The sequence below is a fragment of the Streptomyces sp. NPDC050548 genome (genome assembly GCF_044457385.1).
Lineage (GTDB): Bacteria > Actinomycetota > Actinomycetes > Streptomycetales > Streptomycetaceae > Streptomyces.
In genome coordinates this window covers 135302-155234 of record NZ_JBITGV010000010.1, presented here as the reverse complement: position 1 = coordinate 155234, position 19933 = coordinate 135302, and the positions used below count along the sequence as shown (strand labels likewise).

16 protein-coding genes and 1 pseudogene are annotated in these 19933 nt (G+C 70.8%); 14 read left to right on the top strand and 3 right to left on the bottom strand.

Annotated elements, in window-relative coordinates; all coding sequences use genetic code 11:
• Positions 1-272: 272 nt before the first annotated feature.
• From ACIBJH_RS27050 to ACIBJH_RS27010, 9 genes are all read left to right on the top strand, one after another.
• Complete coding sequence (locus ACIBJH_RS27050) at positions 273-1742, top strand: sensor histidine kinase (protein ID WP_399119458.1); 1470 nt, start codon at positions 273-275, stop codon at positions 1740-1742.
• The gene (locus tag ACIBJH_RS27045; protein WP_399119457.1) at positions 1739-2161 is read left to right on the top strand and encodes a roadblock/LC7 domain-containing protein; all 423 of its coding nucleotides are present in this window, start codon (positions 1739-1741) and stop codon (positions 2159-2161) included. The genes ACIBJH_RS27050 and ACIBJH_RS27045 overlap by 4 nt, the downstream gene beginning before the upstream one ends.
• Positions 2158-2520, top strand: coding sequence for a DUF742 domain-containing protein (locus ACIBJH_RS27040; RefSeq protein ID WP_399119456.1), 363 nt, complete (start codon positions 2158-2160; stop codon positions 2518-2520). Before ACIBJH_RS27045 ends, ACIBJH_RS27040 begins: the two co-directional genes overlap by 4 nt.
• Positions 2492-3100 (top strand): GTP-binding protein, encoded by a 609-nt coding sequence (locus ACIBJH_RS27035; RefSeq protein WP_399119455.1) that lies wholly within the window; start codon positions 2492-2494, stop codon positions 3098-3100. Before ACIBJH_RS27040 ends, ACIBJH_RS27035 begins: the two co-directional genes overlap by 29 nt.
• Positions 3097-4314 carry a cytochrome P450 gene (locus tag ACIBJH_RS27030; RefSeq protein ID WP_399119454.1) on the top strand — a complete coding sequence of 406 codons (1218 nt, stop codon included), beginning with the start codon at positions 3097-3099 and terminating at the stop codon, positions 4312-4314. Before ACIBJH_RS27035 ends, ACIBJH_RS27030 begins: the two co-directional genes overlap by 4 nt.
• Entirely contained in the window at positions 4311-5537 is a 1227-nt protein-coding gene (locus ACIBJH_RS27025) for a cytochrome P450 (RefSeq protein WP_399119453.1), read from the top strand. Before ACIBJH_RS27030 ends, ACIBJH_RS27025 begins: the two co-directional genes overlap by 4 nt.
• Before the next feature lie 222 nt (positions 5538-5759).
• The gene (locus ACIBJH_RS27020; protein WP_399119452.1) at positions 5760-6380 is read left to right on the top strand and encodes an L-threonylcarbamoyladenylate synthase; all 621 of its coding nucleotides are present in this window, start codon (positions 5760-5762) and stop codon (positions 6378-6380) included.
• A gap of 102 nt (positions 6381-6482) precedes the next feature.
• Positions 6483-7238: a dienelactone hydrolase family protein gene (locus ACIBJH_RS27015; RefSeq protein WP_399119643.1), complete on the top strand. Its 756-nt coding sequence runs from the start codon at positions 6483-6485 to the stop codon at positions 7236-7238.
• A gap of 165 nt (positions 7239-7403) precedes the next feature.
• Positions 7404-8591: a glycoside hydrolase family 64 protein gene (locus ACIBJH_RS27010; RefSeq protein WP_399119451.1), complete on the top strand. Its 1188-nt coding sequence runs from the start codon at positions 7404-7406 to the stop codon at positions 8589-8591.
• 67 nt (positions 8592-8658) lie between these two features.
• Here ACIBJH_RS27010 and ACIBJH_RS27005 read toward each other — a convergent pair whose 3' ends face one another.
• Positions 8659-11055 (bottom strand): M4 family metallopeptidase, encoded by a 2397-nt coding sequence (locus ACIBJH_RS27005; protein WP_399119450.1) that lies wholly within the window; start codon positions 11053-11055, stop codon positions 8659-8661.
• 284 nt (positions 11056-11339) lie between these two features.
• Between ACIBJH_RS27005 and ACIBJH_RS27000 the strand changes: the two genes are divergently transcribed.
• From ACIBJH_RS27000 to ACIBJH_RS26990, 3 genes are all read left to right on the top strand, one after another.
• Entirely contained in the window at positions 11340-12584 is a 1245-nt protein-coding gene (locus ACIBJH_RS27000; RefSeq protein ID WP_399119449.1) for an MFS transporter, read from the top strand.
• A 77-nt stretch (positions 12585-12661) separates the two neighbouring features.
• Positions 12662-12844, top strand: a complete 183-nt coding sequence (locus tag ACIBJH_RS26995) for an antitoxin (RefSeq protein ID WP_399119448.1) — start codon at positions 12662-12664, stop codon at positions 12842-12844.
• Positions 12845-13005: 161 nt separating this feature from the next.
• Positions 13006-13902, top strand: a complete 897-nt coding sequence (locus tag ACIBJH_RS26990) for an MHYT domain-containing protein (RefSeq protein ID WP_399119447.1) — start codon at positions 13006-13008, stop codon at positions 13900-13902.
• 7 nt (positions 13903-13909) lie between these two features.
• Here the strand turns inward: ACIBJH_RS26990 and ACIBJH_RS26985 are convergent, their stop codons facing one another.
• The gene (locus ACIBJH_RS26985; protein WP_399119446.1) at positions 13910-16210 is read right to left on the bottom strand and encodes a zinc-dependent metalloprotease; all 2301 of its coding nucleotides are present in this window, start codon (positions 16208-16210) and stop codon (positions 13910-13912) included.
• Between the two features lie 88 nt (positions 16211-16298).
• On the opposite strand from ACIBJH_RS26985, the pseudogene ACIBJH_RS26980 reads away from it, so the two are divergent.
• Together ACIBJH_RS26980 and ACIBJH_RS26975 are read left to right on the top strand one after the other, a co-directional pair.
• A pseudogene (locus tag ACIBJH_RS26980) lies at positions 16299-17806 on the top strand (metallophosphoesterase family protein).
• Positions 17807-17878: 72 nt separating this feature from the next.
• Positions 17879-18907 (top strand): LLM class flavin-dependent oxidoreductase, encoded by a 1029-nt coding sequence (locus ACIBJH_RS26975; RefSeq protein ID WP_399119445.1) that lies wholly within the window; start codon positions 17879-17881, stop codon positions 18905-18907.
• Between the two features lie 2 nt (positions 18908-18909).
• Here ACIBJH_RS26975 and ACIBJH_RS26970 read toward each other — a convergent pair whose 3' ends face one another.
• Positions 18910-19884, bottom strand: coding sequence for a TauD/TfdA dioxygenase family protein (locus ACIBJH_RS26970; RefSeq protein ID WP_399119444.1), 975 nt, complete (start codon positions 19882-19884; stop codon positions 18910-18912).
• Between the last annotated feature and the right edge of the window lie 49 nt (positions 19885-19933).

Sequence of the window (19933 nt, the reverse complement as noted above, 5' to 3'; positions counted from 1 at the left end):
GATCGCGCGGCCCGATCGGTGCAGCGGGCCCGCGACACCCCCCGCACCGCTCCGTCCTCGCGCCCGATGCGTCATCCGCCGGCAACTCAACTCCCTTTCCCCACAAGCCATTTCAGACACTTGACGCAGAAGTGAACAGAGGCCTGTCAGTTTCGGAGGGAACTCCCGCTACACCGTGCGAGAGCGGTCGATGACGGTGTGTACTGTGCTCCGGGCACCCCGCCTCAGGGGCTCGAACCCAGCCCTGCCCGACTCTTCTTGGACTCGATTCGATGACCGAATTACCGGACCTGGTGACCGGCGCGCTCGCCGCCGGCACGCTGTCCGCGCTGGCGCTCGGCGCCGGACTGCTGCGATCGCGGCGTCAACGTGCTTCACAGCGCGCGGAGATCGCGGAACTGCGGGACCGACTGGTCGGCGTTCAGGCGGCGTTGGAGGCCGAGGTCGAGCATCTCGCCGTCCAGCGCATTCCGGCCGTCGCCCGCCAGTTGACGCATCCGCGGGTGGCCGTGCCGGGACCTGCGCAGCCGCAGTTCATCGGTTCGCCCCTCGGGATCGCCCTCGAAAACGTGCTGGGCACGGTGCGTTCGGAACTCACCGCGCAGCGCACCCGGATCGACGCCGCGGCGCAGGCCGGGATGCGCGGGGCCACCCGGGAGATCCAGGCCGCGCTGTACCGCCTGCAGGACGCCCTGCGCGCGCTCCAACAGCGGTACGACGACCCGGAGTTGGCCCAGACCCTGTTCATGCTGGACCACGAGAACGAGCAGTCGCTGCGCCGGGCGCAGGTCACGGCCGTCGTGTGCGGGGCCTGGGTCGGGCTCGCCCGTGAGGACTCGCACCTCGTGGAGGCGGTGACCGGCGGGCAGGCCCGGCTCGCCGGGTACCACCGGGTGCGGGTGCACAACCACCTGGAAACCGGTACCGCGCTGGTCTCGCACGCCGTCGAACCGGTCGCGATCATCGTCGCCGAACTCCTCGACAACGCGCTGCGGCACTCGGCCCCGGACACCGAGGTCGTGGTCAATCTGGAGCACGTCCATCACGGGGTCTGTGTCACCGTCGACGACGCGGGCGTGGGCATGACCCCGGACGAGCGCGAGCACGCCCGGCGGACGGTGGCCGGTACCGACCCGGTCCTGCTCACCGACCTGGGCGACCCGCCGCGCATGGGGTTCGCCGCGATCGGGCGCCTCACCCGGCAGTTCGACCTCGGTGTCGACGTGTCCTCGCCCTCCCCGTACGGCGGTGTCCGCGCGGTCCTGCGCGTCGACAGCCACCTCCTGAGCCGGATCGACCCCGAGCGGCAGCCTCCCGCGGCGGGCGCCCCGCGCTCCACCCGCCCGGCCCCCGCTCCCACCCGGGCGCCCGCACCCGCCCCGACCCACTCCTACGGCTCCGAACGCGACGAACGGGCCGCGGCCGAGGTGCCCGGTCACCAGGCCCTGCCCGACGCCGGCGGACTCCCGCGACGGCGCCGCCGCACCGCGGTCGCCGCCGCGAACGCGCGGAGCGCCCGTCCGGCCCAGGACACCCAGTCCGCCCCGGCCCAGCCGGAGTGGCGCCCGGAGCAGGCCGCCGCCGCGCTCGGCGCGCTCCAGTCCGGCACCGCCGCCGCGCGCGCCGCGAATGAGGGCGCCGCGAGCGCCGTGGACGAAGAGTCCGTAGGACCGCGGCCGGCGGTGCGCGACCTCGATCAGAAGAAACACGGGAACGACTACGAGGGGGGAGCGGCTAGATGACCAGCCGCGATGGGGGCGACATGGCATGGGTGCTCGATCCGATCCTGGAGGTGCCGCATGTGGTGGCCGCGGTGTTGCTGACCCGGGACGGGCTGGTGCGGGGGTACACCGACGCGCTGTCCCAGGCCTCGGGCGAGCGGGTGGCGGCGATCACCAGCACGGTGCAGGGGGCGTGCCGTACCGCCGCGGCGGCGTTCGCCGACCGGGAGGACGCCGAGATCCGGCAGGTGGTGATCGAGTCGGACCACGGGTACGTGCTCATCGTCCCCACGGATCACGGGACTTGTGTGGCGGCCTACGGCGACACCGAGGTGCGGCTCGACCTGCTCGCGCACCGGGTGCACTCGCAGGTGGCGCGGCTGGGCGAGAAGACGATGGCCGCCGCTCCGCGGGGAGTTGACGGCGGCGCGTCGGCATGACGGGCCGCCGCGGCGGCCGTCCTCTGGTCCCCGCGTATCTGTCGACCGGCGGGGTGGCCCGGCCGAGCCGCCCGCAACTGGAACGCCTGACGGTGCTCTCCGGCAGCGGCGAGCCCGTGCCGGCCGGGCTGCCCGCGGCCCAACTCGCCCTGCTGGACGCCCTGTACGGCGGTTCGCTGACGGTGCTGGAGGCGGCGGCCCTGCTGGAGCTGCCGGTCTCCGCCGTCCGGGTCCTGGCCGCCGGTCTCCTCGACCGGAACCTGGTGCTCGCCCGCGCCCCGATCCCGCCCGCCGAACGCTTCGACCCCGACCTGCTGAAGAGAGTGGCCGATGGCCTACGCGCCCTCAAGCACGACTAGTGGCATCCATCTGCCGGACACCGCCCAGGAGTTGGTGAAGATCCTGATCGCGGGTCCGTTCGGGGTGGGCAAGACGACCCTGATCGACTCGGTGTCGGAGATCCGGCCGCTGCACACCGAGGAGCAGCTCACCGAGGCGTCCGTCCATGTGGACGATCTCGATGGCGTGCGGGAGAAGTCGACGACGACCGTCGCCATCGACTTCGGGCGGCTCAGCCTGCCGGGCGGGATCGTGCTGTACCTCTTCGGGACGCCCGGCCAGGAGCGGTTCCGGGCGCTGTGGGAGGACATCTCCCACGGCGCGCTGGGGGCGCTGGTCCTGGTCGACGGCCGCCGGATCGACGCCTCCTTCGACATGCTCGGTCTGGTGGAGGAGAGCGGGCTGCCGTACACCGTCGCCCTCAACACCTTCCCGGACGCGCCCCGGCACCACACCGACGAACAGCTGCGCGCCGCCCTGGACCTGGCGCCGGACACCCCGCTGGTGACCTGCGACGCCCGGGACGCGAACTCCTCGATCGACGCGCTGCTCGCCCTGGTCCAGCACCTGATCGACCGCGACCCCCCGGAGCACCGGTGACCACTTCTTCCCCCACCCGACCCGTCCGGCTGTGGGAGGACGGCTTCGCGCTGGATCCCTACGGCTACTACGCCGCCCTGCGCGCCCAGGGCCCGGTCGGCTGGGCCGAACTCGCCCCGGGCGTACCGGCGTACGTCGTCACCGAGCGGCGGGCCGCGCTGGAACTACTGCGTGACACCGTGACGTTCTCGCACGATCCCCGGCCGTGGGAGTCGACGGTCGCCGAGGACTCGCCGGTCCTCGGGATGATGCGCTGGCGGCCCAACTCCCTGTTCGCGGACGGCGCCGCGCACGTCCGCTACCGTGCCTCGCTGATCGACGCCTTCGACCGGATCGAACCGCACGACCTGCGGGCCCGCGTGCACCGGGCGGTCCATGTCCTGGTGAGCCGGATCGGGCCGCGCGGACAGGCCGATCTGGTGGGCGAGTTCGCCCGGCCGCTGATGGCGCTGGTGTTCAACAGCCTGTTCGGACTGCCCGACAGCCAGGGCGAGCGGCTGGACCGGGCGCTGGGCATGATGATCGAGGGCGGCGACCGAGCGGCCGAGGGCGAGGCCGAGTTCGGCGGCTATGTCCTCGAACTCATCGCCGCCAAGGCGGAGTCGCGCGGCGACGACCTGACGAGCTGGCTCCTGGACCATCCGGCCGGGCTGAGTCCGGAGGAGGTCGCCTGGCAGGTGTTCCTCACTCTGGGCGCGGGGCACGAGCCGACCGCGAACCTGGTGTCCAACGCCCTGTCCCGCATCCTCGGCACCTCGGTCTACTGCTCCACGCTGACCAGTGGCGCCCGCCCGGTGATGGACGCCGTGGTGGAGGTCCTGCACCACGAGACCCCGCTCGCCAACTACGGGATCCACTACGCCCGTTCGCCCGTCACCTTCCACGGCACGTGGATCAGGCCGGCGATCCCGGTCGTCGTCTCGTACGGCGCGCTCGCGCACTTCGCCGAGCAGGAGGTCGTCAGCGGCCGGCATCCCAAGGACGCCTCGCACCTGTCGTGGTCGGCGGGTCCGCACGCCTGCCCGGTCAAGCGGCACACGCTGCTCATCGCGACGGAGGCGATCGAGCGGCTCACCCTGTGGCTGCCCGACCTCGAACCCGTCGTACCGCGTGCGGAGTTGACCTGGCGGCCCGGCCCCTTCCATCGTTCGCTCACGTCGCTGCCCGTGCGGTTCAGCCCCCGCTCCCCCGACCAGCCAGGAGACCCGTCGTGACCGTGTCCGACCGCATCGTCCTCGACCCGTTCGGCGCCGACATGGCCGCCGAGAGCGCCAAGTTGCGTGCCCTCGGCCCGATCGTGCCCGTCGAACTGCCCGGCGGCATCCCCGCCTGGGCGCCCACCGGCTACGACGTCCTGAAGGAACTGATCCTCGACCCGCAGGTCAGCCGGGACCCCCGGCTGCACTGGCGCCTGTGGCCCGAGATGGGCGAACACCCCTCCTGGGGCTGGGTGTTGGGCTGGATCGGCGTCGTCAACATGCTCTCCACGTACGGTGCCGACCACGCCCGTCTGCGCAAGCTCGTGGCCCCGAGCTTCACGCACCGGCGCACCGAGGCCATGCGGGCCCGGGTGGAGACGATCACGGCGGAACTGCTCGCCGCGGCCGCGGCCGACGAGACCGAGGTGGTCGACATCAGGGCCGCGCTCGCCCAGCCCCTGCCGATGCGGATCATCTGTGAACTCTTCGGCGTGCCGGACGAGTTGGTGGCCGACACCGGGCGGCTGATAGCGGCCATCATGGACACCTCCGACCCGACCCCGGAGCACGCGGCGTTCGTCCAGCAGCAGATCGGCACCGTACTGCCCGCGCTGATCGGCCACCGCACCGAGCACCCCGGCGACGACCTGACCACGGAACTGATCCGGGTCCGGGACGAGGACGGCGACCGGCTCAGCGACGAGGAACTGCTGTACACCCTGCTGCTGGTGATCGGCGCGGGCTTCGAGACGACGGTCAATCTCATCGGCAACGCGATCGTCGCCCTGCTCAAGCGCCCCGAGCAGCTCGCGGACGTACGCTCCGGGAAGATCACCTGGGACGCGGTCGTGGACGAGACCCTGCGCGTCCACCCGTCCATCGCCTCACTGCCGCTCCGGTTCGCGGTCAGTGACCTCACTGTCGGCGGCATCACCGTCCCGGCCGGGGACGCCATCATCACCACGTACGCGGCGGCCGGGCTCGACCCCGCGCACTACGGCCCCGACGCGGACGTCTTCGACGCGGCCCGCGGCGCCGACGACCACCTGTCCTTCGGCATCGGCGTGCACCGCTGCATCGGCGCGCCGCTCGCCCGCGTGGAGGCCCTGACCGCGCTGCCCGCGTTCTTCGACCGTTTCCCGGACGCCCGCCTCGCCGTCGGTGCGGAGACTCTGCGCCAGGTGCCGTCCTTCATCGCCTTCGGCTGGCAGGAGATCCCGGTACGGCTGCACGGCTGAGCACCGCCGGTGGATCCGTACAGCCGCTCGCACACCCGGCGCCGGAACGGCTCCGCCGCGGCCTCGGAGGGGAGCCGCAGGCGGAGCCGTGCTGCCCGGGTTCGGGGGAGAGCCCCGAGCGCACTTGTCGGCTTCCCCGGTTTCGCCGGGGTACGCCCGTGCGATTCGGGTGACGTGAGGGCCCGCGCGGCGACCCGTGGCCGTACGGCATAAGCTCGGCGGGTGGCCAAGTACTTCGACGTGCACCCGGACAACCCGCAGCCTCGCACCATCTCGCAGGTCGCGGACAGTGTGCGGTCGGGTGCGCTGATCGCGTATCCGACCGACTCCTGTTACGCGCTGGGCTGCCAGCTCGGCAACCGTGAGGGCATGGAGCGGATCCGTACGATCCGCCATCTGAACGACCGGCACCACTTCACGCTGGTGTGCCAGAACTTCGCCCAGCTGGGCCAGTTCGTGCACATCGACAACGACGTGTTCCGGGCCATCAAGGCGTCCACGCCCGGCAGTTACACCTTCATCCTCCCGGCGACGAGGGAGGTGCCGCGGCAGTTGCTGAACGCGAAGAAGAAGACCGTGGGCGTGCGCATCCCCGACCATGTCGTCACCCAGGCGCTGTTGGCCGAGCTGGGCGAGCCGCTGCTGTCCAGCACCCTGCTTCTGCCCGACGAGGAGGAGCCGATGACCCAGGGCTGGGAGATCAAGGACCGGCTCGACCACGTGGTCGACGCGGTGCTCGACTCCGGGGACTGCGGCACGGAACCGACGACGGTCATCGACTTCTCCAGTGGTGAGGCGGAGATCGTCCGCAAGGGCGCGGGGGACGTCTCCCGCTTCGAGTGACCCCGGCGAAGGGGCCTCGGGCAGGCGTGCCACGATGATCGGAACATGCCGCTCCGGGTCGGCAGCCGGCCCGGCGCCGAACCGCTGGGAGGCACCCCCGCCATGACCGCCGTACAGGGCACAGCCGTGGACATCCGCACCGAGGACGGCATCGCCGACGCCTATCTGGTGCATCGCGGTGACAAGCGCCCCCGTCCGGCCGTGCTGCTCTACCAGGACGCCTTCGGACTGCGTCCGCACCTGAAGTCGATGGCCGACCGGCTGGCCGAGGCCGGTTACACGGTCCTCGTGCCGAACGTGTTCTACCGGCACGGTCGCGCGCCGGTGGTCGAGCTGCCGGAGTTCATCGATCCCGAGGCGCGGCCGGAGATCTTCCAGAAGGTCGGTCCGCTGATCATGGGGCTGACGCCCGATCTGATCGAGCGGGACGCCGGTGCCTATCTCCGTTGGCTGGCCGAGTCCCCCGTGGTCGCCGACGGGCCGGTCGCGATCACCGGTTACTGCATGGGCGCCCGCCTCGCGCTCTACACCGCCGGCGCCCACCCGGACCGGGTGGCCGCGGTGGGCGGCTTCCACGGCGGACGGCTGGCCACCGACGACCCGAACAGCCCGCACCTGGCCGCCGAACACATCACCGCCGAGCTGTACTTCGGCCACGCCGACCAGGACCCCTCGCTGCCCGAGGACCAGATCAAGCGGTTCGACGACGCGCTCACCGCGGCGGGCGTCCGGCACCGCTGCGAGGTCTATCCGGGCGCGCAGCACGGCTACACGCAGGCCGACACGTCGTCGTACAACGCGGAGGCCGACGAGCGTCACCGGGTCGCGCTGCTCGACCTGCTGAACCGTACGTGCTGATCGACAGACCGCTTTCACTGATTCAATCCAGGTGCCCACGACGCGAGTTGCCGTGGGCACCTTTCGTTCAACTCATTGACATGCTCCCGCCTCGGCGCGACTCTGAGAGCGCTCTCACACAGGTACGGACCAATTTCTCGTACACCCCCCACACGGAGGTGAGTAGTGCTCGGCAGAATCCTGCGCCGACTGGGCGCCGCGACCGCGGTGGCCACGATGCTCGCGCTGGCCACACCGCTGACGGCGGACGCGGCGGTGCCCGCCACGATCCCGCTGAAGATCACCAACAACTCGGGCCGCGGCGACGCGGTCTACATCTACAACCTGGGCACCAACCTGGCCACCGGCCAACAGGGTTGGGCCGACGCGGCCGGCACGTTCCACGCCTGGCCGGCCGGCGGCAACCCGCCCACCCCGGCACCGGACGCGTCGATCGCGGGCCCGGCGGCCGGACAGTCCACCACCATCCGGATCCCCAAGTTCTCGGGCCGCATCTACTTCTCGTACGGCCAGAAGCTCGTGTTCAAGCTGACCACCGGCGGCCTGGTGCAGCCGGCCGTGCAGAACCCGACCGACCCGAACCGCGACATCCTCTTCAACTGGTCCGAGTACACGCTGAACGACTCCGGGCTGTGGATCAACAGCACCCAGGTGGACATGTTCTCCGCGCCGTACGCGGTCGGGGTGCAGCGGTCCGACGGGAGCACGGCCAGCACCGGGCACCTCAAGTCGGGTGGCTACACCGGGTTCTTCAACGCGCTGCGCGGACAGCCGGGCGGCTGGGCCAACCTGATCCAGACCCGGTCGGACGGCACGGTTCTGCGAGCGCTCTCACCGACGTACGGCATTGAGACGGGCGCCCTGCCCACCACCGTCATGGACGACTACATCAACCGCGTCTGGTCGAAGTACTCGTCATCGACCCTGACCGTGACGCCGTTCGCCGACCAGCCGAACACGAAGTACTACGGCCGGGTGTCGGGCAACGTCATGAACTTCACCAACAGCTCCGGTGCGGTCGTCACCACCTTCCAGAAGCCGGACGCGGCCAGCATCTTCGGCTGCTACAAGTACCTCGACGCCCCCAACGACCTGGTACGCGGGCCGATTTCGCGCACGCTGTGCGCGGGCTACAACCGCTCCACGCTCCTGGTCAACCCCAACCAGCCGGACACCACCACGGCGAACTTCTACCAGGACGTGGTGACCAACCACTACGCCCGCAAGATCCACGCGCAGATGGCCGACGGCAAGGCGTACGCGTTCGCGTTCGACGACGTCGGCGCCCAGGAGTCCCTGGTGAACGACGGGAACCCGCAGCAGGCCTACCTGACGCTGGACCCGCTGAGCTGAACAAGACCGGAACACCCCGCACGCCTGGGGGCGCGTGCGGGGTGCCGGACGGAACAGGGGAAGCGGATCAGCTGGTCGTGACGGCGGTGTCGTCGATCACGAAGCTGGTCTGGAGCGAGGAGTCCTCGACCCCGCTGAACTTCAGCGCGACCGTGGTCCCCGCGAAGGCCGACAGACTGAAGGACTTCGCGACATATCCGGTGGCCGCGTTGAGGTTCGAGTACGTGGCCAGGGTGGTCGATCCGGCGGTGACCGTCAGCTTGTCGTAAGCCGTGCTGGTGGTGGTCTCGGCCGTGTCGATGTGGATGTAGAAGGTGAACGTGGTCCCCGTGCAGCCGCTGGGGATCGTCACCGACTGGGACAGTGTGTCGGTGTGGGTCGAGCCGTATCCGTCGAGCCAGGCCTTGTACGAACCGGTGCGGGCCGCTTCACCGGTGTCGGTGGTGATGACCCCACTGGTCGCGGTCCAGGTCGTGTTGCCCGACTCGAAGCCCGCGTTGCCCAGCAACTGCGTCGAGGTGCAACTGCCGCCCCCGCCACTGGAACTGACGGTCCAGGTGAAGGACGCGGTACCGGTCGCCCCGGTGCTGTCGGTGACGGTCACGGTGGTGCTGTACGTGCCCGCCGTCGTCGGGGTGCCGGTGATGGCGCCCGTGGAGCTGATCGACAGGCCGGTCGGCAGTCCGGTCGCGGCGTACGTCAGGGTGCCGCTGTTGGTGGAGCTGGCCGCGATCTGCAGGCTCACCGCCGTACCGACGGTGGAGGACTGGCTGCCCGGGTTGGTGACCGTGACACCACTGGTCGGCACGGTGATGTGGCTGCCGACGTTGATGCCGGCGAAGGCGTTGCCGACTCCCGCGTACTGCGCGGAACTTGTCCCGTACAGCGCCCCGGCGGCGCTGAGCGCGGCGGTGCGGGCCCCGGCGTAGTTGGTCGTGGACGTCATGTACGTCGTCAGCGCCTTGTACCAGATCTGCAGGGCCGCGGCCCGGCCGATACCGGCGACGGCCACTCCGTCGGAGGTGGTGCTGGTGTAGGTGGTGCCGTTGATGACCTTGGTGCCGCTGCCCTCGGAGAGCAGGTAGAACATGTGGTTCGCGGGACCGGACGAGTAGTGGACGTCGAGGTTGCCGACCCCCGAGTACCAACTGTCCGCGGAGCCGCCGTCCTTGCTCGGCTTGTCCATGTAACGCAGCGGCGTGCCGTCGCCGTTGATGTCGATCTTCTCGCCGATGAGGTAGTCGCCCACGTCGGTCGAGTTGTTGGCGTAGAACTCGACGCCGGTGCCGAAGATGTCGGAGGTCGCCTCGTTCAACCCGCCTGATTCACCGGTGTAGTTGAGCCCGGCGGTGTTGGACGTGACGCCGTGGCTCATCTCGTGGCCGGCCACGTCCAGCGAGGTCAGCGCGTGCGTGGAGCCCGAGCCGTCGCCGTAGGTCATGCAGAAGCAGCTGTCGTCCCAGAAGGCGTTGACGTACGCCGTGCTGTAGTGGACGCGCGAGTAGGCGGCGACGCCGTCGTTCTTGATGCCACTGCGGCCGAAGGTGTTCTTGTAGAAGTCCCAGGTCGTCTGGGCGCCGTAGGCCGCGTCGGCGCCCGCGGTCTGGGTGTTGGAACCCGCGCCGGTGCCCCACACGTCGTCCGCGTCCGTCATCAGGGTGCCGGTGCCGGACGTGGCGTTGTTGAGGCTGTACGTCTTGTGACCGCCGCGCGTGGTGTCGTACAGCTGGTACGTCGAACCCGACAGCGTGGTGCTCAGCGAGACCGTGCCGCTGTACTGGGTGTTGCCGGTGCCGGTCTCGATGCCCTGGAAGCGGGAGAGTTCCTTGCCGGTGGTGGCGTCGGTGATGACGTGCAGCTGGCTCGGGGTGCCGTCGTCCTGGAAGCCGCCGATCACCGTCTCCCAGGCGAGCTTCGGCGTGCCGTCGCCGGCCCAGATGACCTTCCGGGCGCTGTCGGTGCTCGGCGCCTTGGCGTCGAGGGCCTTCGCGGTGGTGAGCGCTTTGGTCTCGGCCGCCGACTTGGCGACGGACGCGGTGGTGGAGGGGACGGTGAGGGTGTGCTTGTTGTTGAAGGTCGCGCTCACCGTGCCGGTCGCCTGTGCGGCGGGCGGGGTGTGCACGACGAGGTCGCCGCCGAGGACGGGCAGACCGGCGTAGGTGCGCTCGTACCGGGTGTGGACCGTGCCGTCGTTGTCCTTGACGACGTCCTTGACGACCAGCTTCTCCTGGGCGCCGAGGCCGAGGGTGCGGGCGGTCTTCGTGCTGTTCGCGGAGGCGCTCTTCACCAGGGCCGTGCGCTGCGCCGGGGTGAGCTTGGCCTCCAGGCTGCCGGTGCGCAGCGGGCTGGGGTGGGGGGACGCGGGCTTCGCGCTCGCCGGAACCGACTGGATGCCGACGGCGAGGAGCGCGGCGGTGGAGATCAGGGCTCCAACCGCGGTCCGCTTGCGGGGGATGCGTCTCACTCGTACTCCTCCTGCGACGGCCGCGGACGCGGCCGGTGACAGACCGGACAGCCGGGTCTGCTGTCCGGGAGAGCTGAGCTGTGCGGGGCCGACCGAACTTTGACCGATCCATGGAGGATCCGTGGGGTAACTGCGTGGAGGATGACAGCGTTGACCCGTCCATGTCACGCAGGGTGGGGGCACTCAAGGGTTTTCCCTCTGTCACCCGGCCCAACCGGCGTCGCGGACAAGCCACTTGCGATCCCCGAAGGTGACGGCGGCTTCTCGCCGGGTACGGTCCGATCATGCCGCGTCTGGTGGATGTTCCCGGGTACGCACGTTTCTGGACCGCCTCCGCCGTCTCGGCGTTCGGCTCCCAGGTGTCGGGGCTCGCCCTGCAGATCCTCACCGCCGTCACGCTCAGCGCGTCCGCCACCGAGGTGGGCCTGGTCAACGCGGCCCGCTGGGCGCCCTACCTGCTCTTCGGCCTCGTGGCCGGGGTCCTGGTGGACCGGTGCCGGCGCAAGCCGGTGATGGTGGCCATGGATCTCGGCCGGGCCGCTCTGCTCGGCGCGATTCCGCTGCTGTACGCACTGGACCGGCTCGACATCGCCACCCTGTGCGCGTGCGTCTTCGCCTTCGGGGTGCTCTGTCTCTTCTTCGACGCGGCCAACCACTCCTATGTGCCGCAGCTGGTCCCGCGAGAACTCCTCAACGCGGGCTACGCCCGGGTGGGACAGGCCGACGCGGTGGCCGGATCGACCGGACCGCTGATCGCCGGCGTGCTGATCAAGCTCCTGGGCGCACCACTCGCCGTGCTCGTGGACGCGGCCAGCTATCTGGCCTCCGGTCTGCTGCTCACCTCGGTGCGCGCCCATGATCCGGTACCCGACCGGGGCGCGCGGCGCGGTCTCCTCGGCGAGCTGCGGGAGGGGGTGGCCTGGGTCTACCGGCACCGGACCCTGGCGTCCATCGCGCTGACCTCGCACCTGATGCTCCTCTTCAACACCGTGGTCAGTACGGTCTTCGTCGTCTTCGCGCTGCGTGACCTGCGGATCGGGGACTTCGGTCTGGGCGTGACCTACGCCTGCGCGGGGCTCGGCGGAGTGCTCGGCGGCGCGTGCTCGGGACGGGCGGCGAAGAGGTTCGACGTCGGTGCCACGCTGATCGCGGGCCGGCTCGTCGCCGCCATCGGCTGGCTGCCGCTGGTCCTCGCCCATCGCGGGCCGTGGGCACTGGTCTCCGTGTCGGCGGCCTTCTTCGTGGTGTCCGCCGCGATCTCGCTCGAAAGCCCGGTGGAGATGAGCTACCGCCAGGCGGTCACGCCCGACCGGCTGCGGGGCCGGATGAACGCCACCATCCGCTCGTTCAACTGGGGAACGGTGGCGATCGGGGCACCCCTGGGCGGGCTCCTCGCCGACCACGTCGGCTACCGGTTCGCCCTGTCCGTGGGCCTGACCGGAGCGGTCCTCCAAGCGCTCGCGCTCGCCGTGTCCCGCACCCGCGATGCCCGCGCCACCGACGGACACGAACCGCTGGTGCCCGCCTGACGCACGGCACCGAAATGCGGCTTGCGCGAACGCGGGGGATGCTGGGAGGGCCAACGCACGTCCGAAGGAGGACACCCATGTCGTTCATGGAAAAGGTCAAGGGAATGCTGGGTCAGCACCCCGACAAGGCCAAGCAGGGCGTGGACCGCGCGGGAGACATGATCGACGAACGCACGGGCGGCAAGCACGCCAAGCAGGTCGACATGGCGCAGGACAAGGCCAACGAGTTCATCGACCGCGAGAAGCCGCAACAGCCCTGACCGCCTGACCACATCTGTCCGCGTATCGCCCTCGATGCGCCTCAAGTGATCCCTGAAAGTGGAGACTTCGTCAACTGCAGATGTGAAAGCGGTGCGCGACCCGCCCCCGATTCGTACATACTCCCCCCACAGGAAGCCAGAACTCTGGGGGGAGTTGGCTCATGCAAGGCACGATCGACGGGTTCCGCTACGGTGCGGTGACTCCGGTGGCGGCCTATCTGATGGCCTGCCTGGGAGGTGCTCTGGGACTGCGCTGCGTGGTGCGGTCCCTGCACAACGAACATTCCTGGAGGGCGGGTTGGCTCGCGCTCGGCGCGACCTCCATCGGCAGCGGTATCTGGACGATGCACTTCATCGCGATGATCGGCTTCCAGGTCGAGGAGACCCGCATCGGCTACGACGTCGGCCTCACGGTGCTGAGTCTGGCCGTGGCGATCGTCATGGTCGCCGTCGGGGTGTTCGCCGTGGGGTATCGCGGCGCCACCACCGGCACGCTCGCCGCGGCGGGTGTGATCACCGGCCTCGGGGTCGCCGCGATGCACTATCTGGGCATGGCGGCCCTCAAGTTGAACGGCACCATCGAGTACCGGACCAGCACGGTCGCGCTCTCCATCGCGATCGCGATCGTCGCGGCGACGGCGGCGCTGTGGGCGGCCGTCTCCATCCGGGGTTTCCTCGCGAGCCTGGGCGCCAGCCTGGTGATGGGCGTGGCCGTGTCCGGGATGCACTACACGGCCATGGCCGCCGTGAGCGTCCATCTGCACAGCACCGGCGGGGCCTGGACGGGCGACTCGGCCACCTCGCTGCTGCTGCCCATGCTGCTGGGCCCGGTCATCTTCCTGCTGCTGGCCGGGGTCGTCGTGATGTTCGACCCGCTGCTGGTGATGGGCGAGGGCAACTGGGACCGTTCCTTCGCCCGGCATCCCATCGCCCCGAAGACCGCTGACAAGGGAGCGGATCCGGCCCTCACCCCACGGGACTCCGCGCCCCGGGCCGTGGTGACCAACAGCGGTCGCCATGGCCCGAGTTCGACCACCGGCCGCCGCAGAGCCCGATAGCGGCCTCTCAGTTGGGCGCGCCCGGCGGCACCCGGGGCAGCGGATCGAGCCGTACCGAGCCGGGCTCTGCGAGGACTTCGCGGATCAACTCCCCAGCCTCACGGACCTGTTCATCGCCCTGGCAGCGCAGCTCCGTCGCCAGCCGCCGCACGGCACCACGCAACGACATTCGCACCGGAGTGTGCAGCGCGGTGTCGTCGAGCAGGGTCAGCAGGTGGTTCAGGAGGGTCCAGTCCGCCGCGTGCTGCACGGCGGACCCGCCGGGCAGTTCCCCGGGCACGGGGTCACTACGGCGCCAGGTCGCGGCGAGGAGCGCGTCGACGAGGTCGGCGACACCGGGCACAGCGGGGTCGGCCGCGTGCTGCCAGGCCACCCGGTTCAGCCGGGCCGGGTCCAGCAACTGCTGGGTCACCAGGGCGGTCGCGGCCCGTACGGCTTCGAAGGGGTCGAAGATCCGTCCGGCGCCCGTGTCGAGGTACTGCTCCGTCCGGCCGTAGCGGATCGCGGGCGGGGTCAGGGTGTCCAACACCGCGTGCGGCAGGGCGAGTTGTTCGGCGCGCAGCAGTTCGGCGAGTCGGGTCAGTGCCGTGTGCTGAATGGCCGCGTCGACGGCCTCCGCGCCCCGGCCCGCCTCGCCCGCGAGGCCGTACGCGTAGCGCACCCCGCCCACCAGCCGGGCCACGGCCGCCACCTCGTGCCGGTGCAGGAGGTGCAAAAGCGCGGCGCGTTCCTCCAGTTCACCGGTCTGCCGGTCGGGCGGCAGCACTCCGCGGGAGAATCCGTCCAGGGCGATACGGCGGACCCGCAGCATCGTCTCCAGCGACTGGAGGGCGTCCGATCCGCTCACCCAGGGCACGGCGTCGGCGTGCGCGGCGTGCGGGCCCTGGGCGTCCTCGTCGGAGACGTAGGTGAGACCGGCCTCGGCGGCTGCGCGGCGCAGTGCGGCGAGCGCGGTGTCCTCCTCGCCCCCGGCTTCACCTTCGCCGAACCGTCCGTAGGCGTGCGCGACCAAGTAGTGATCCCACGGCCCGAGTTGGGTGCCGTACGCGGCGGAGAGGTCGAGTTCGCCCTCCTCGGTGACACGGATGCGGGCGTGCGGGTAGTCCATGACGGACGGTTCGGGGTGGCCCGTACCGGCGAAGTTGTGCATGAAGCCGAGCGCGTGGCCGATCTCGTGCGCGGCCAGCTGGCGGAGCCGGGCGAGCACCAACTCCTCGACGGCGGCGAGCCGTTCGGCCTCGTCCGGGCGGCCGTAGGGAGCGAGGAGGGCCTCGCCGAGCGCGCGGACCTGCTCGACGCGCTGGGAGCCGAGCCGGACCCGGGCGTGCAGGATCTCGCCGGTGCGCGGGTCGGTCAGCCCCTGCCCGAGGGACCAGCCACGGCCGGCCCGGTGCACCCAGACCACGCCGTTGACGTCGGGGTCGTAGGGGTCGAAGCCGGTGCCTCCGGGCTCGACCCGGTAGGCGTCCGGGAGTCCGATCCGGGCGAAGGCCCGCTGCCACCAGTTGCCGCCCTCGACGACCGCCGAACGGAAAGGTTCGGGGACGGCCGGGTCCACCTGGAAGACGATCGGATCGCCGCCCGGTTCGGCACGGAACCGAGGCTGGAACCTGACCTGGGTGCCCGCCCCGCCGACGAGGCCGTGGTCGGCGTAGCCGATGCCGTAGCCGCCCGAGGCGGGGTGGTAGCGGCGGACGGGCAGCGGGTTCGCGGGCAGCCGCATCAGGTTGAGCTGCTGGACGACGGTGATCGCGCGCGGGTCGGCGGCCACGGCCTGGACCGCCCCGCCCCGGCCGGGGCCCCGGAAGGTGAGGAGCGCGGGCAGCCGGACGGCGCGCGGCCCGGTGCGGCTGTCGGCGACGAGCGGGAGGCTCGCGGACTCGTCGATCGTGTAGTCGCCCTGCTCATGTGCGTGCAGATGCTCGGCGACCCGGTCGTGGTCGGCGACGACCAGGCCGGTCGCGTCGACGACCACCGCGCCGTTCTCCTCCCGCAGCACGGGCCCGCTCCACACCACGGACAGCGCGAACGACTCGTCCCCGGCCCGTACGGCGGCCTCGTCGCCGGAGGTGAGGAAGTGCTTGTTGCGTACGGCGAACAGGACCCGGTCGCCGATCCGCCGGAACTCGGCGAGCCGCGTCTTGCCCGCCCTGCCCCGGTCCAGCCACAGGTCGCTGGAGCCCAGGCCCTGGGAGAGGGAGACGGTGACCAGGAAGGGTTCGTCGAAGTGGCGGATGCCCAACAGCAGCCGGTCCGACCGGAGTTCGGGGTCGGGGAGCAGATCGATGAAGTCGGCTTCGCCGGGCATACGGGGGCCTTTCCGTCGTACGTCGTCGAGTTGATGTTGCCAGGCCCCCGCCTCTCGCCCCGCCATGGCTCGTTGTTACGGTTCGCCGGTGTCTGAATCCTCACGTGATACCGCCGAGGGTGCCGGTTGGGGCACCGCGGAACGCGGCGCGTACCAGCAGCTCATGCCGACCCACGTCCAGAAGGTCTCGTGGCTCGATCCGAAGACCCTGTGGGCCGCGCGCAACGCTGTGCTGGCCTCCTGGTTCGGGGACCCGACCGGCGACACCCGCAGCCGCTGGGTCGCGCAGCGCACGGCCGCCGGCGCCCCCGCCGACAAGGTGATCCGGCGCGACGACGCGGACACCTTCTCCTTCATGGTCATCGGTGACACGGGCGAGGGCGACGATCCCCAATACGCCGTCGTGCCAGGTTTCTGAAGGCCAGTCAGGGAACGGACTTCGCGGTCATAGCGAGCGACGTCATCTATCCCGTCGGCACCGCGGACGACTACGGCACCAAGTTCTTCCGTCCGTACCAGGGCTATCCGGCACCCATCTACGCGATACCCGGCAACCACGACTGGTACGAGGGCCTCGGCGGCTTCATGCGCGTCTTCTGCGACGACGCGCCCGCGCTGCCCGCACCGGAGTCGAGGCCGCGCCCGTTGACCCGGGCCTGGTGGCGATCGCTGCTGTGGCACCACCCCCGCCCGGCCGACGGCGAACACCTGGACAAGGAACGGGAGTTGCGTTCCTCCCCGCTCCAACAGGCCGTCCAGCCGGGCCCGTACTGGACGATCGACGCGGGACCGGTGCGGATCATCGGCATCGACACCGGCCTGTTGGGCACGATCGACGCCGAACAGGGCGCCTGGCTGCGGGAGGTGGCGAAGGGGCCGACGCCGAAGATCCTTGTCACCGGCTCGCCCCTGTACGTGGACGGCAAGTACGACCCCTGTGCCATCGACGGCGGCGGCACGGTGGACGACATCGTCCGCGATCCGGACCACCACTTCGTGGCGGCGATCGGCGGGGACATCCACAACTACCAGCGCTATCCGGTGCGGTTGGACGACGGGCGCACGCTCCAGTACGTGGTCTCGGGCGGCGGCGGCGCGTTCATGCACGCGACCCACACCGTCCCGCGCGTCGACATCGCGGGCGTCACCGAGCAGGACTTCCGCTGCTATCCGCTGCGCGGCGACTCCCTGGCCTTCTACAGCAGGCTCTACGGGCGCCGACTGCACCTGCGCCGCTTCTTCACCCTCACCGAGGCCGAGGCGTCGGCCGTGATCTGCGAGCGCCTCGGCATCCCGCCGACCCGCACCCCGGGCCCGCCGGTCCGTATCACCCGGCGGATCCGGCTGGTCGCGAGCCTGCTGGGCGCGGGCGGCCGTCCCGACCGCACCTCGCGTTTCCGGCTCCCGGTGCGCAAGATCTACACGCAGCTGTTCTCGCCCGGCTCGGTGACGTACAGCCCGCCGTTCTTCAAGTGCTTCCTGCAGCTGGACGTCACCCCGGAGGCGGTCCGGCTGCGCTGCTTCGCGGCCACCGGCAACCGCGCCCAGGAGGTCGACCCGCCGGTCGAGGACGAGATCGTCATCCCGCTGCGCTGATCACACGCCCGCAACGTTCACCTGCCACAATCGGGACAGAACAGCACTGACGTACGACCGCCGGAGGAGCCCGTGCCGCCCACCTCACGCCCGCTGCGAAAGCTGGGCTTCCTCACGATCGGCCTCTTCGACGAGGCCGATCCGCGCCGGGGCCACGAGTCGACGCTGGAGATCATCGAACTCGGCGAACGGCTCGGTTTCGACAGCGCCTGGCTGCGCCACCGCCATCTCCAGTACGGCATCTCCTCCCCCGTCGCGATCATGGCGGCGGCCTCGCAGCGCACCAGCCGGATCGAACTCGGCACCGCGGTGATCCCGCTGGGCTGGGAGAACCCGCTGCGGCTGGCGGAGGACCTGGCCACCGTCGACATCCTGTCCGGGGGCCGGATCAACCCGGGCGTCAGCGTCGGCCCGCCGATGCACTACGACCAGGTCAAGGAAGCGCTGTACCCCGACACGGCCGACGCCGAGGACTTCAGCTACGAGCGGGTGCGGCGGCTGCTGGACTTCGTGCGCGGCAAACCGGCCACCGACTTCAGCGGCGTCGAGGGCTTCGAGGTGTTCTCCGACCGGGTCCAGCCGCACTCCCCCGGTCTGGGCCGTCGCCTCTGGTACGGCGGCGGCAGCGCGAGCTCGGCGAAGTGGGCCGGCGAGCACGGCATGAACTTCCTGACGAGCAGCGTCGTCAAGGCCGAAGGGCCGGACGAGTCAAGGGACTTCGCGGAGATCCAGCTCTCCCATGTCCGTACGTTCCGCGCCCACCACCCGGACGGGGAGGCCGCCCGCGTCTCCCAGGGCCTGGTCGTGATCCCCACCGACTCCGCGTCGCCCGAACAGCGCGCGAAGTACGAGGAGTTCGCCCGCAAGCGCACTCCCCGTACGACGTCACCGCAGGGACCGGCCCGGCTGATGTTCGCGCCGGACATCGTCGGCACCTCGGAGGAGATCGCCGAACTCCTGGGCGCGCACGCCGCGTTCAGGGAGATCGACGAGGTGGCGTTCGCGCTGCCGTTCACCTTCGAGCAGGAGGACTACGTGCAGATCCTCACCGACATGGCGACGAAGTTGGGACCCGCGCTCGGCTGGCAGCCCGCCGCCTGACCTCACCAGCGGCCCGGCTCCGTACCGACGACCGGCTCCGACGGCTTGCCGTCGACGCCCACCGGTATGTCGCCGGTGAGCATCACCCGGTGCATGGTCCGGGGAAAGCCGAGGTGGGCGTTGTCGCTGGGGGCGAGGTGGATCGTGGCCCGGTTGTCCCAGAAGGCCACGCTGCCCGGCTCCCAGCGGAAGCGGACGGTGTACTCGGGCCGGGTCGCCTGGGCGAGCAGCATGTCCAGGATCGCGGCGCTCTCCGCGCGGGAGATGTCGGTGATCTGCTCCAGGTAGTAGCCGTTGACGAACAGCACCCGCTCGCCCGTCTCGGGATGCACCCGCACCAGCGGGTGCACCGAGGCGACCTGGTGGTCCAGGAGATGGCGGACGTACGCGTCGTCGCCGGGCCGCGGCTGATAGCCGACGCCGAGCCGGTGCTCGGCCCGCAGGCCGTCCACGAACTCCCGTACCGGCTGCGACAGTCCGGCGTAGGCGGCGGCCAGGTTGGACCAGGTGGTGTCGCCGCCGTACGGCGGGACGGTCTCCGCGCGCAGGATCGTCGCGGCCGGCGGGTCGATGCGGGCGCCGTGGTCGCAGTGCCAGCCGCGCAGCAGGGTGTGCCGGCGGCGCTCCAGCCACTCCTCGTGCTCCATGCCGAACCGGCCGCCCAACTCCAGCCGGTCGGCGGTCGTCTCGACCTCGGGGAAGCCGGCCGGTGAGGCGCTGCCGCGTCGGCCGAGCACGACCGGTTCGCCGAACCGTCGCGCGAACGCCACATGCCCGGCGTGATCGAGCCGTTGGTCCCGGAAGAACACGACCTTCCAGCGCAGGACCGCCGCCCGGATCGCGGCCACCACAGAGTCGTCGAGTTCACCGGCCAGATCGACACCGGTGATCTCGGCCCCGATGTGCCCGGCGGCCGGCTTCACCTCCATGCCGTCCACCCGCATCGCGTCGTCCGTCGTACCGCTGTCCTTCGTCATGCGCGCTCCGTCGTCGTACCTGCTCGGTCGGTCGTGCCCACCGGGTCGT

Coding starts and splice junctions, on each gene's coding strand:
- ACIBJH_RS27050 (WP_399119458.1), top strand. CDS start 273: ATGACCGAATTACCGGACCTGGTGACCGGCGCGCTCGCCGCCGGCACG.
- ACIBJH_RS26985 (WP_399119446.1), bottom strand. CDS start 16,210: ATGCCCGGCGAAGCCGACTTCATCGATCTGCTCCCCGACCCCGAACTC.
- ACIBJH_RS27045 (WP_399119457.1), top strand. CDS start 1,739: ATGACCAGCCGCGATGGGGGCGACATGGCATGGGTGCTCGATCCGATC.
- ACIBJH_RS27015 (WP_399119643.1), top strand. CDS start 6,483: ATGACCGCCGTACAGGGCACAGCCGTGGACATCCGCACCGAGGACGGC.
- ACIBJH_RS26995 (WP_399119448.1), top strand. CDS start 12,662: ATGTCGTTCATGGAAAAGGTCAAGGGAATGCTGGGTCAGCACCCCGAC.
- ACIBJH_RS26990 (WP_399119447.1), top strand. CDS start 13,006: ATGCAAGGCACGATCGACGGGTTCCGCTACGGTGCGGTGACTCCGGTG.
- ACIBJH_RS27040 (WP_399119456.1), top strand. CDS start 2,158: ATGACGGGCCGCCGCGGCGGCCGTCCTCTGGTCCCCGCGTATCTGTCG.
- ACIBJH_RS27000 (WP_399119449.1), top strand. CDS start 11,340: ATGCCGCGTCTGGTGGATGTTCCCGGGTACGCACGTTTCTGGACCGCC.
- ACIBJH_RS27035 (WP_399119455.1), top strand. CDS start 2,492: ATGGCCTACGCGCCCTCAAGCACGACTAGTGGCATCCATCTGCCGGAC.
- ACIBJH_RS26970 (WP_399119444.1), bottom strand. CDS start 19,884: ATGACGAAGGACAGCGGTACGACGGACGACGCGATGCGGGTGGACGGC.